The organism is Saprospiraceae bacterium (genome assembly GCA_016713025.1).
In the GTDB taxonomy this organism is placed as follows: domain Bacteria; phylum Bacteroidota; class Bacteroidia; order Chitinophagales; family Saprospiraceae; genus OLB9.
The window spans coordinates 466,192-479,046 of the sequence record JADJPZ010000003.1; the positions used below are offsets into that span (position 1 = coordinate 466,192).

The following is a 12,855-nucleotide window of genomic DNA, read 5'->3' on the forward strand; positions in this document are numbered from 1 at the left end:
TCTTATATAGTGACTTTATTAGCATTAAGTAGTCTAATGCTTGATTTATTCTTATAAAATCTTTATTTTTGCACCTAAATACACCAAAATCAAATTGCACCAAAAACCATTTGAAGAAAAAACTGATTTTGAAATTATCTTCAAAGAATATTTCAATCCGCTTGTCAATTTTGTAAACAAGTATCTTGAAAATTATGAAAATAGCCGAGAAGTAGTTCAAAGTACTTTTGTCAAAATATGGCAGTACAAGAATCAAATTGAAATAAAGACATCTGTTAAAGCGTATTTATATCAAATGACAAAAAATACAATGATTGATTTCATCAGAAGTAATAAGTCTATGATATCTGCATCATTGGTTGAAAATGAAATGTTACTTTTGCAGGATACAACTGATGAACATTTGGATCCGTATATTGTTAGGCAGGCCTTCGAATTAGCAATGATAGATCTTAAAGATAAACCACGGGAGATATTCCGACTTAATAAATTTGAAGGCTTGACTTATGAAGAAATCGCAGACTATCTGAATATCTCTAAAAGAAGTGTGGAAGATAATGTTGCGAAGGTTTCAAATCATCTTAAAGTAAAGTTAAAGAATCATTCATATTTTTTTGAGTAAAAATGTGTTATTGCAAAAAATCAGCGTCATAAGTATATATTAAGTAAAAATTGAATAAATTAGATTCCATATTGAAACAAAACAAAGATATCAAAGACTTTATAGTTTTTGATACTGATGCTGAATGGAATCAATTGATGCAGCAGGTGGAAGGACGTCATTTGGCAGAAAAAAAAAGTAAGATCTCATTCATTAATATCATTCAATCTATTGCAGCTTCAATGATAGTTATAGTACTTTTTGAGCTGACTCTAAAGGAGCCTGAGCCATCAAGAAGAGAAGTATTTGCAAAGGAAAACCAAAATATCACATTAACTGATGGTAGCATCATATCAATGATGACGGGTACAAATATGGACTACCCACTCCACTTCAGAGGACAAAATGAAAGAAAAATAATCTTTAAAGGAAGCGCAACATTTGATGTCAGGAAAAGTATTTTACCGTTTGTCATATATACCAAAGACTTGAAAACAGAAGTATTGGGTACTAAATTTATTATGTCACAAAAATCTGATACTTCATATATTGAAACATTGGAAGGTATAGTCAAGGTTTCAGAAATCAAAAATCCGGATAAATCTATTACGCTTCATAAAGGTGATAAATTTAAATATGCAGGAGGTTCTTTTACTGACCTTAACCACGTTGAGCCGGTAAAGAAAGCTCCAACCGTCATAAAACCTGCCAAAAATCCCGTTGTCGAAAAAGCACCACCAGTTGAACAAGCTGCTGAACCGGTAAAACCAGAAGGATCAGTATATAAGTTGGGTTCCGTGTTGAAAGACTATCTTGTCAAACAGAATAAAAAACTGATCAAAATCGACAAAAAATTCAAATTTGATCCTGAACAAAGAGTCAGAATAAATCTTAGCAGTGACTTTAATGAAATCATCAAATCCCTCAAATCACAGGGAATCATAGATACAAAACCCGGTGATTGCCTTGATTGTATTATCATTATAGCTCCGGATTCAGGGAAATAAAAGTTTATATTTTACAAGGATTCGCATAACACCATTGTAAGTAGCGTCCTTGGATATACCATTACGAATAGGGGTTCTTATGTGTTGGATTTAAACTTATACCCTAACCCTGCTCCGAACCATGGTCCGATATTGAATTGGCGGGAAATCAAAGGGGTTGCTCCGATTTTAAAAAAGAATTTACCCCCAGGTTTTTGAAAGCGATATAAAAAATTGGTATGTATCACCAAGTCCGGTCCCCAGCTGTCATCATCATCCCATAGAAAGCCATTGATATATGTCACTCCGGCTCCTATCTCAAAGTGGTGTTTTTTTCTGCCAAATACATAATTCAAACTGGCAGGAACGGTAATAAAGGATGTGGGTGCAAAACCTACTCCTATTTGCACATTAATACCTTGTAAATCCTTGCTCAGACTGTGCTCATAATTCACAGAGTTGACAAATCCCTTGCCCAATAATTCTATATACACTGCTTGGCTCGAAGAAGGGACACAAACAAATAAAAACAAGAAAATCATCAAAATTTTAAACATCACAATGGTGGTTTTAGATAAAAACAGATGGAATCGTTGACATTATGTAATGATTCTTTGGATGCACTCCTTTGCCGGCACAAGATTGCAAATTGTTCATTCATTTCTAAAATTGTGCTTCTCATTTTCCGGCAACTGTACAAAAATAATGGATATTTTTTAATTTTTCAATGGACAGGTCAATGAATGCAGTTAAATACCATATTGAACTTTAAATACTTACTTTATGTTTTATTTATTATTTTTACATCCAGGATTATATAAAATATGGTTATTAAAAATCACCAGTACTTCAATGGTAAAACAGGTGATTAAATATCTGTTGTGTTTCCAATGATGGATTTTTAGAGCAATTATTTAAGCTTGAAAGTTTTATTAGATATACAAAATGACAATAATTTCAAGAAGAACGATAAAAGAGAGCACATCCCAACAGGTGTTGCTTTAAAATGATTAAAACTAAGGGCAAACGTATAAACTAAAAAATTTGAACAATGAAGGTTATATTAGATATAAAAGACAATAAGGCTTTTCACCTTTTGGAAGTGCTAAAAAGTTTACCATATGTAAAAACAACCACAATTTCTGACGAAAAGGCTTTACTGATGGAAGAGATAAAAGAGGCTGTTGAAGAACTAAAACTGGTAAGAGATGGAAAACTTAAAGGCATAACTGCAAAACAGTTGTTGGATGAGTTATAACATAATCGCAGTTCCTACATTCAGAAAAGAATTAAAAAGGTTGGTAAAAAAATATAATTCTTTGAAAAAAGAAATATCTGCTTTATTTGAGAGCTTGGAGGATAACCCGGTACAGGGAACACTTTTAGGTAGAAACTGTTAAAAAATTCGTCTGTCTATCTCTTCTAAAGGTAAAGGTAAAAGCGGAGGCGCAAGGTTGATAACAAACATTGTCATTGCAGAAGAAACAGTTTACTTACTTACTCTCCATTTATGAAAAATCCGAAAAAGAAAATCTTACCGACAAAGAACTGGAAGAACTCCTGAAATATGTGCCTGAATAGTATTTAAGTTACAGTCTTGCGCCAATAGGGTGAAAATCAACCCTTATTTTCCTTCCAAATCCAATCCCAATTCTTTGAGCTGATCAGCATGTACCGGTGATGGTGCGTCGATCATCATGTCCCTGCCCTGATTGTTTTTAGGGAACGCTATAAAGTCTCTGATAGAAGATTGCCCATTCATCACCGCACATAGTCGATCAAATCCGAATGCCAGCCCTCCGTGTGGTGGTGCACCATACTCAAAAGCTCCAAGCAGAAATCCAAACTGTGCTTCAGCTTCTTCTTTACTGAAGCCCAGAAGGTCAAAGTTCCTGGATTGAAGTGCGCGGTCATGGATTCTGATACTACCTCCACCTATCTCAGCACCATTGATGACCATATCATAAGCATCAGCCTTCAGGCTTTTCATCGTCTCATGATCGCCGTTGAGCATACGTGGTATGTCTTCTTTTTTGGGAGATGTAAACGGATGATGCATCGCATGGAATCTACCTGACTCCTCGTCCCACTCCAATAGTGGAAAATCCAATACCCAAAGTGGTTTGAAATCGCCGGGTTTTGCCAGTTCAAGTCTTTTGCCCAACTCAAGCCTTAATTCACTGAGCTGTTTTCTGGTTTTTTCCGTTTCACCACTCAGGATCATGATCACATCACCTTTTTCAGCACTGAATCTTTGAGCCCAACTGTTCAACTCGTCATCTGTATAAAATTTGCCAATAGTGGACTTAATACTTCCATCTTCCTGATACTTGATATATACCAAACCTTTTGCTCCGATTTGTGGTCTTTGCAACCATTCGGTCAGGTCTTTCATATCTTTATTGGAGTATTTTTCTGCTATATCCCTGACACAAATGCCCACAACCAATTCTGCTTCATCAAAAACACTGAATCCTTTGCCTTTGACTACGTCATTCAACTCTACAAATTGCATATCATACCTGAGATCAGGTTTGTCCGAACCATAAAGTCTCAAAGCATCATCATAAGTCATTCTGGGAAAATCTCCGAGTTCAATGCTCAGAGTCTGCCTGAATAGGTGCCTCGTCAATCCTTCAAATGTGTTGAGTATATCTTCGATATGTACATATGACATCTCACAGTCTATCTGGGTAAACTCAGGTTGACGATCCGCTCTCAGATCCTCATCTCTGAAACACTTGACTATCTGAAAATATTTGTCCAAACCGGCAACCATCAATATCTGCTTGAAGGTCTGCGGAGACTGTGGTAATGCATAAAACTGACCCTGATTCAGCCTGCTGGGCACGACGAAATCTCTGGCGCCTTCAGGTGTACTTTTGATAAGAAATGGCGTCTCCACTTCTATAAACCCCTGACTGTCGAGATACTTTCTGGTTTCCAGTGCCAGCTTTGACCGGAATATGATATTGGATTGCACCGGTGATCTGCGCAGATCCAGATATCTGTACTTCATTCTGATATCATCGCCACCATCAGTTTCGTCTTCGATAGTAAATGGTGGTACCTTGGATTCATTGAGTACGTTGAATGTAGAAACTTCAATTTCAATATCACCTGTAGCTCGGTTGGGATTTTTACTGGACCTTTCCCGCACTATACCTGTCGCCTGGATGACAAATTCACGGGCCAGTTTCCTGGCTTGAGTACACAATTCAGCATTTTCATCCATATTGAATACTAATTGTGTCACTCCATACCTATCACGTACATCCACAAAAGTAAGACCACCCAGATCTCTGCCTTTTTGCACCCAACCTGCTATGGTGACCCTTTTTCCTAAATCTGCTATCCTTAGTTCGCCGCAATTATGACTTCTGTACATATTATTCTTAGTTAATCGTTATCAAATGTTTGGTATATTGGTTTGTAATCTTGTAACTCTTTAAATGAGGTCATTTTGTATTGTTTCATTGCTCATAAGCGACTTTCCAACATTAAAAAATTTAGCACACAAAGGTACGATTATAAGTGTTGATCGGCAAATGATAGATATTTTTTTGTTGGCTTATGTCATAATTCGTTCATGAAGATACCTCCTAATTCAACTTAGTTACCTTCAAAAATCTAAGTCAATTACACTTTCATCAAAATGTAATCAACAAAAATAAATTCTCGTCGGTACAAATGTACAGGTAAATTAGGGTCACAACTGTTGGGTTATGCCAACAGTTACCAATCAATCGGATAATCCGTGTAATTTGACAAAATAGAACTAATTACCCTTAAAATATTCAGGGTACTTCTTTATACCCTCATAAAAGAAATAAACTTCTCCATTGATGCCGTGCTTTCTGTTGGCCTGAATCATGCTGTCCAGCATACCTTCGGAAGGATTATAATCATCCACCTGAAGTAATATACCGGGAAATAATTTAGACTTATTTTCAGGCGAAATCTGGGTATTCACTATTTTGTCCAGTTCATACTGGTATCTGTCTATTTTGTATCTGTATATCTGTGGTATGATGTAATCTACGATGCCCATATTGACCCAGGTTGGCCAGTCCTGCAGATACTCTGCTTCGCACCAGGGGTAAATACTCGGAGCCATCGATATGATGATGTCAGGTTTTATTTTTCTGACTTCACTGGTGAGTTTTATCAGGTATTCATTCAGCTTACCTGATCTCCATTTTATCCATTCATAATCCTTTTCATTTTGAGGTGGAACCACACCACCGTTTTCAGATTTGTACATGTCGACAGTGTATGCATCATATCCACCGGAAGATGGTAAGGCCGGTAGTCTGTCGTCTCCTTGTATGCCATCTATATCATAGTTGGTCACTACTTCTGTCACCAAGGATGTGATAAATTCCTGTACTTCCGGATGAAAGGTGTTCATCCATTGGAAGTTATTTTTGGAAACAAGTTTGCCATTTTTATCGAGTGAGGCCCAGTGTGGTTTGGCCTTAATGATAGGACCACCATCATCTTTTTTGTACGAGCAGGAGAAGCCAAACTCAAACCAGGCGTGCACTTTGATGTTTTTGCTGTGTGCGGCATCTATCAATTCTTTTAATGGATCTCTACCACTTAATTCCGGTTGAATTTCCACACCAGTTAGATTTTTCATCATTTTGCTTGGGTAGGTAGTAGTGGCATCATTCCACGTGACTACAAAAATGTGATTGAAACCGAGACTGTCACAGAGTTGCACTGCCTTTTCAATATTACTTTTGCTAAAAAGAGCATCACTGGCTATATTGGTCAGCCACACACCTTTGATGGGATCTGCATTATTTTTACGGTTTAAATGATTCATTTCTTGAGGTGTCTGTTGGCATCCTGTTGCCATTAATCCCATAAGAAGAAAAAAAAGCCAGGTGATATTCATTGATGATCGTTGCATATGATACATTTTAAAGACTTCACAAATTACGAAGATATACCGGAAAGTAAAAATTTTTAAAAAAATAAAACAAAATATGCCGTGTGCGCGCACATATTAATTATATTTGTCCCAAATAACTTTTCATTAAAGATATGAATCATACAACATCAACAATTACAGAATTTGCCACCGGACTGAAATATCAATTAAAAACCTTTGAAAAAATTCCGATCAAACTTTGGGATTCACCTGACGAAGGTGCAGTTCAAATTGCCAGATATATTGCGCTTTGTATCAGACAGAAGCAGCAGGAAAATGAGAATATAGTGTTAGGTCTGGCTACCGGTTCTTCACCTATCAAAATTTATAATGAATTAGTCAGACTTCACAGAGAAGAAGGACTTTCATTTTACAATGTCATCACCTTCAATCTGGATGAATACTACCCAATGAAGCCGGATGCCAATCAGTCCTATGTCAAATTTATGAATGAATACCTGTTTAATCATATTGACATAAATCCTTCCAACATCCACATACCCAATGGAGATCTGCCAATAGAGTATGTCGAAAACTTTTGTGCTGAGTATGAAAAAAAGATAGAATCTCTGGGTGGTCTGGATATTCAGATTCTGGGAATAGGCCGAACAGGACACATCGGATTCAACGAGCCGGGTTCATGGCTTTCATCCAAAACACGACTTGTCAAATTGGATCATCTTACCAGAGTAGATGCTGTCAAAGACTTCGGTAAAGAAGAAAATGTACCCTACAGGGCCATCACCATGGGAATCAGTACCATCCTCAAGGCCAAACAAATATTTATCATGGCATGGGGCAGCCATAAAGCACATATTGTACAGCAAGCTATCGAGGGCGATATCACAGAAATGATACCTGCTACCTACCTTCAGAATCATAATAATGTGAAGTTTTATCTAGATGCCGCTGCAGCAGCCGAACTGACCAAAGTTAAGACTCCATGGCTGGCAGGTATCTGTAACTGGGATGATAAACTCATAGCCAAAGCAGTAATCTGGCTTTCACTAAAACTTAAAAAACCATTGCTGAAACTCACTGATGAAGACTATATCAATAATGGATTATCAGAACTCATCGCAGAGTACAACTCGACATACACGCTCAATATCAAAATATTTAACAAACTGCAGCACACCATCACAGGCTGGCCCGGCGGCAAGCCACATGCAGATGACAGCAACAGGCCAGAAAGAGCCAATCCTGCGAAAAAAAGAGTCATCATCTTCAGCCCTCATCCGGATGATGATGTGATATCTATGGGAGGTACTTTTATGAGACTTGTAGAGCAAGGACATGAGGTACATGTAGCATATCAGGTTTCAGGAAATATTGCTGTTCACGACATAGATGCGTGGAGATATGCTGAGTTTATGGGTGATTTTGCAAAAGCTATCGGTATTGACAACCCTGAGTTGTATAAAGTTGTACAAAAAATTTCAAAATTTATTGATAAAAAGGACCCAAATGAATCAGATATCAAAGAACTGAGGATACTGAAAGGTATAATAAGAAGAGAAGAAGCCCGAAGTGGTGCCATGTTTTGTGGACTACCTGAAAAAAATATTCATTTTCTCGATATGCCTTTTTATGAAACAGGCGGTGTGAGAAAAAATAAACTGGGTGAGGGTGATTTTGAAATTATTGTTAATCTGCTCAACGAAGTGAAACCTCATCAGGTATATGCAGCGGGAGATCTTGCTGATCCGCATGGTACACACAGAGTCTGCCTTGATGCTATATTTGAAGGCTTTGAACGTACGCGTGACCAAAAATGGTGGAAAGATTGTTATTTATGGTTATACAGAGGCGCATGGCACGAATGGCCCATCGACGAAATCGAAATGGCGGTTCCAATCAGTCCTGCAGAACTGATGCGTAAAAGAAAGGCTATCTTTATGCATCAGTCTCAGAAAGATCATCCTGTGTTTCCGGGAGAAGATACCCGTGAATTCTGGCAAAGAGCAGAAGACAGAAACAAAGAAACAGCTCATCTGTACAACGTATTGGGACTTGCAGAATATGAGGCAATGGAAGCATTTGTACGATGGAAGTTTTGATATGTCTTAATTACGATTTTTTAATCATTATTCATTTATGAAGTCATCTTATAGTTTTATAATCTTATTATTATCTGTTTTTTCATTCATCAATGGAAAAATGTATAGTCAAACAAACAATTTACCAGGAGTAATACCTGCACCCAACTCTGTCATCAATATTGGTAAAAATTCCGGTTTGAAGGAAATTAAACTTTACATCCCTGAAGAAGCCAAAAGCGCTTACTTTGACCACTTGTTTAAAGACTTGAAAATGGTCAGCTGGCAAAATGAAAAAAATGCCAATACCACATGCTCCATTGATAAAAGAATGACCGCAGAAGGGTACAAATTATTTATAGAAAAAGATAAAATTTCCATCAAGGCAGGTAGTAAGGTCGGATTGCAATATGCTTTGGTAAGTCTGGCACAAATGCTTACCCATAAGGGTTTGCCACTACCCCAGACAAATATCGAAGACAAACCTGCATTCGAGTATCGTGGCCTTCATCTGGATGTTGGAAGACATTTTTATAAAGCTGATGATATAAAAAAGTTTATAGACTACATGGCTTATTACAAGTACAACCAATTTCACTGGCACCTTACCGAAGATCAGGGTTGGCGTATTGAAATCAAAAAATATCCAAAGCTTCAGGAGATCGGAGCTTTCAGAAAGGAAACTGTAATAGGTCAAAACACAGGCCAATATGATGGGAAAAGATATGGCGGATATTATACTCAGGAAGAAGTAAAGGATATCGTAAGATATGCCATGGATAGAAATATCAACGTAATACCTGAAATCGAAATGCCGGGTCATTCATTGGCAGCATTGGCATCATATCCTGAATTGGGTTGTGAAAATAAGAAGTATGAGGTAGCAACCAAATGGGGTGTCTTCGATGATGTGTATTGTCCTACTGAAAATACTTTTCAATTCCTTCAGGATGTCCTCGATGAGGTGATGGTATTATTTCCATCAAAATATATCCATATCGGTGGCGACGAATGTCCGAAAGAAGCATGGAAAAAGAGTGCTTTTTGTCAGGAACTTATCAAAAAAGAAAACCTTAAGGACGAACACGAACTGCAAAGTTACTTTATACAGCGCATGGAGAAATACATCAACTCCAAAGGCCGTCAGATCATAGGATGGGATGAAATTCTGGAAGGAGGATTAGCTCCCAATGCTACGGTAATGTCGTGGAGAGGTACTGAAGGCGGAATCGAAGCAGCCAGACAAAATCATGATGTGGTCATGACTCCGGGTAGCCATTGTTATTTTGATCATTACCAATCTTTATCTTCTGATGAGCCTTTAGCTATAGGAGGTTATACCAATGTCGAAAAGGTCTACCACTGGCAACCTGTACCCAAAGAACTGGAAGCAGAAAAAAGAAAGTATATTTTGGGTGGACAGGCCAATGTATGGACGGAATACATCAAAGATTTTCCACATGTTGAGTACATGACCTATGCACGGGGTCTCGCCATGTCTGAAGCCCTTTGGTCAAAAGAAAGAAATTATAAAGCATTTCTATCAAAATACGAAATCCACAATGACTATTGGAAATCCAAAGGTGCCAATATAGCCAATCACCTTTATGAATTGACTCCCAAGGTATGGAAAAATAAAAACGGAAATATCAATGTCAGCTTTTTATTGCCAAGAGGAGCCAATATCTTGTATTCCATAGATGGTCAATCGGAAAAACCTTTTAAGGCAAGTCAGATTTTTGAACTGAAAACCTCAGGAAACCACTCTTTTACTGCTGCAAAGGGAGATAAAAAGGGCAATCCCTTAAATTTTGATCTTGATTTTCATAAAGCGACAAAAGCTGCTATTACCATAGATCCAGCGCCATCCCCTAAATACAATAGTGGAGGCAATGCATGTATCATCAATGGCATCAAAGGAAGCAACAATAAATTCAAAGATGATGAGTGGCTTGGATTTGATAAAACCGACGCTACGATTGCCCTTGATTTTAAAATGACAACCGATATCAATACTATTAATTGCCGTTTTTACAGAAGTGAAGGATCATGGATATTTTTGCCATCTGCCCTTATTGCAGAAGCATCTGATGACGGAAAAACTTATAAAAAGGTCGGCGAAATAACACAATTCAACAGCAAGGAAAACATTTCAGAAGTTGAAATAAAGACCAATGGAATATCTTCCAGATATATCAGGCTTACAGTAAAAAATTTCGGACCTTTACCGGCAGATCACCCGGGAGCAGGCAAAAAAGGATGGTTGTTCATAGATGAGATTACTGTAAAATAGAACGATCTGAACAACCAAACAATCTGAACAACCGAATGATTTAAATGAGTTAAATAATTTGAACAATCTGAATAATCTGAATAATCTGAATAATGAGTGACAGTAAGCGTAGGTCGTCTCAAGCATAGCTTGACAAGCTCTTTAGGGAATGAGGGTTGCGGGAAGTTGAACGATCTGAACAATCTGAACAACCGAATGATTTGAATAATTACGATGAGTTGAACAATCTGAATAATGAGTGACAGTAAGCGTAGGTCGTCTCAAGCATAGCTTGACAAGCTCTTTAGGGAATGAGGGTTGCGGGAAGATGAACGATCTGAAAAGCCGAATAATGAGTGACAGTAAGCGTAGGTCGTCTCAAGCATAGCTTGACAAGCTCTTTAGGGAATGAGGGTTGCGGGAAGATGAACGATCTGAAAAGCCGAATAATGAGTGACAGTAAGCGTAGGTCGTCTCAAGCATAGCTTGACAAGCTCTTTAGGGAATGAGGGTTGAGGGAAGATAAATAATCTGAACGATCTGAACAATCTGAACAACCGAATGATTTGAATGAGTTGAACGATCTGAACAATCTGAATAATGAGTAATAATAAGTGAGGGTCGAACCTTTAGGGAATGAGGGTTGCGGGAAGGAAAGCGAACAGAATTTAAAAAAACCAAAAGACCTTTTGGCCAAAACCTAATAAAAACAAATACAATCTAAATGTCAAACACAAAAACAAAAAGATCTCCGATGACCTGGGTTACTACAGCATATTTTGCTCAGGGCTTGCCTTTTGTGGCTATAGCAGCTGCATCTGCTTTGATGTTTAAGAATATGGGTATCACAGATACTCAGATAGCATTCTGGACATCTTTGATTATGCTCCCATGGACTCTGAAGCCACTTTGGGGACCATTTATGGAAATCTATAAAACAAAGAAATTTTTTGTTATCCTGACTCAGCTTACTATAGGGGTGATGTTTGGTTTGGTGGCTTTTTCGCTGTCATTGCCCGATTTTTTTGTATATAGTATTGCATTGCTGGCCATTATTGCTTTTGGTGGCGCTACCCACGATATGGCTGTAGACGGGGTTTATCTTAATGTATTGTCACCAAAGCAGCAAGCCATGTATATAGGATGGCAAGGGGCTGCCTACAACCTTGCCAAAGTTTTGTCAGGCGGTGCTTTGGTATATCTTGCCGGCCAGCTGGAAGAAAGACTTGGGGTAGTATCTGCATGGACGATTGTTATGTGTATATACGGGGCTATTATGATACTTGTGGGCTTGTATCACATCAAAATGCTGCCTTCAGATGCTGCTAAAACTGAGGTTGCCACATTGGATGAAGGGTTTGCCAGACTCAAAGATGTCATTACCACCTTTTTTCAAAAAAAATACATTTGGTTGGGTATTGTTTTTATCATCTTATATAGATTTGCAGAAGGGCAGGCGATCAAGATTGCACCGCTTTTCTTTAAAGCAGATAAGGCCGATGGTGGATTGGGCTTGAGTACTTCTGATATAGGTTTAGCTTATGGAGTTTTTGGAGCTGCAGCATACGTTGCCGGTTCACTTGCCGGGGGATATTTTGTGTCATCAAGAGGGTTGAATACGAAGACGCTTTTGATCTTGTGTGCTTTTTTCAACCTGCCATTTGCCATGTTTGCCTTGCTGGCCTACTTTGTGCCATCGAGCCTTGTAATCATCACCGGAGCTGTGGTGATTGAGTACTTTGGTTATGGATTCGGATTTGTAGGTCTGACATTATTTATGATGCAACAGATAGCACCCGGTAATTATAAAATGGCGCACTATGCCTTTGCAACAGGTATTATGAATCTGGGTGTCATGATACCCTCCATGCTGAGTGGTTACCTGAGTGATATGATGGGGTACAAAATGTTTTTCATCTGGGTGCTGATAGCCACCATTCCCGCCTTTCTGATTTGTTGGTTTATACCTCTGAAGCCTGTTGTAGCTGATGAAAATGAGTAATCAATTTTAAGAAACT

The 12,855-nt window shown here is 38.1% G+C and carries 9 protein-coding genes and 1 pseudogene; 7 read left to right on the plus strand and 3 right to left on the minus strand.

What is annotated here, in order from left to right; genetic code table 11:
• Positions 1-94: 94 nt before the first annotated feature.
• Positions 95-622: a sigma-70 family RNA polymerase sigma factor gene (locus tag IPK35_04880; protein ID MBK8052621.1), complete on the plus strand. Its 528-nt coding sequence runs from the start codon at positions 95-97 to the stop codon at positions 620-622.
• Between the two features lie 50 nt (positions 623-672).
• The gene (locus IPK35_04885; GenBank protein MBK8052622.1) at positions 673-1,608 is read left to right on the plus strand and encodes a FecR domain-containing protein; all 936 of its coding nucleotides are present in this window, start codon (positions 673-675) and stop codon (positions 1,606-1,608) included.
• Between the two features lie 77 nt (positions 1,609-1,685).
• Here IPK35_04885 and IPK35_04890 read toward each other — a convergent pair whose 3' ends face one another.
• On the minus strand, positions 1,686-2,147 hold the full coding sequence (locus tag IPK35_04890; protein ID MBK8052623.1) for a hypothetical protein: 462 nt from the start codon (positions 2,145-2,147) through the stop codon (positions 1,686-1,688).
• A 491-nt stretch (positions 2,148-2,638) separates the two neighbouring features.
• Between IPK35_04890 and IPK35_04895 the strand changes: the two genes are divergently transcribed.
• Positions 2,639-2,845, plus strand: a complete 207-nt coding sequence (locus tag IPK35_04895) for a hypothetical protein (protein MBK8052624.1) — start codon at positions 2,639-2,641, stop codon at positions 2,843-2,845.
• Positions 2,835-3,168: pseudogene (locus tag IPK35_04900) on the plus strand (type II toxin-antitoxin system RelE/ParE family toxin). Before IPK35_04895 ends, IPK35_04900 begins: the two are co-directional and overlap by 11 nt.
• 43 nt (positions 3,169-3,211) lie before the next feature.
• Here IPK35_04900 and aspS read toward each other — a convergent pair.
• Together aspS and IPK35_04910 are read right to left on the minus strand one after the other, a co-directional pair.
• Entirely contained in the window at positions 3,212-4,975 is a 1,764-nt protein-coding gene (aspS, locus tag IPK35_04905) for an aspartate--tRNA ligase (GenBank protein MBK8052625.1), read from the minus strand.
• Between the two features lie 390 nt (positions 4,976-5,365).
• On the minus strand, positions 5,366-6,451 hold the full coding sequence (locus IPK35_04910; protein ID MBK8052626.1) for a family 10 glycosylhydrolase: 1,086 nt from the start codon (positions 6,449-6,451) through the stop codon (positions 5,366-5,368).
• Between the two features lie 188 nt (positions 6,452-6,639).
• On the opposite strand from IPK35_04910, the gene nagB reads away from it, so the two are divergent.
• The 3 genes from nagB to IPK35_04925 all read left to right on the plus strand — a co-directional run bounded on the left by nagB (position 6,640) and on the right by IPK35_04925 (position 12,839).
• The gene (gene nagB, locus IPK35_04915; GenBank protein MBK8052627.1) at positions 6,640-8,586 is read left to right on the plus strand and encodes a glucosamine-6-phosphate deaminase; all 1,947 of its coding nucleotides are present in this window, start codon (positions 6,640-6,642) and stop codon (positions 8,584-8,586) included.
• Between the two features lie 37 nt (positions 8,587-8,623).
• Positions 8,624-10,858, plus strand: a complete 2,235-nt coding sequence (locus tag IPK35_04920) for a beta-N-acetylhexosaminidase (protein MBK8052628.1) — start codon at positions 8,624-8,626, stop codon at positions 10,856-10,858.
• Positions 10,859-11,561: 703 nt separating this feature from the next.
• Entirely contained in the window at positions 11,562-12,839 is a 1,278-nt protein-coding gene (locus IPK35_04925; protein ID MBK8052629.1) for an MFS transporter, read from the plus strand.
• Positions 12,840-12,855 lie beyond the last annotated feature (16 nt).

Excerpts from the sequence above, each read along its gene's own strand:
- IPK35_04895 (MBK8052624.1), top strand. The coding sequence starts at position 2,639 with ATGAAGGTTATATTAGATATAAAAGACAATAAGGCTTTTCACCTTTTG.
- aspS (MBK8052625.1), bottom strand. The coding sequence starts at position 4,975 with ATGTACAGAAGTCATAATTGCGGCGAACTAAGGATAGCAGATTTAGGA.
- IPK35_04910 (MBK8052626.1), bottom strand. The coding sequence starts at position 6,451 with ATGGCAACAGGATGCCAACAGACACCTCAAGAAATGAATCATTTAAAC.
- nagB (MBK8052627.1), top strand. The coding sequence starts at position 6,640 with ATGAATCATACAACATCAACAATTACAGAATTTGCCACCGGACTGAAA.
- IPK35_04920 (MBK8052628.1), top strand. The coding sequence starts at position 8,624 with ATGAAGTCATCTTATAGTTTTATAATCTTATTATTATCTGTTTTTTCA.
- IPK35_04925 (MBK8052629.1), top strand. The coding sequence starts at position 11,562 with ATGTCAAACACAAAAACAAAAAGATCTCCGATGACCTGGGTTACTACA.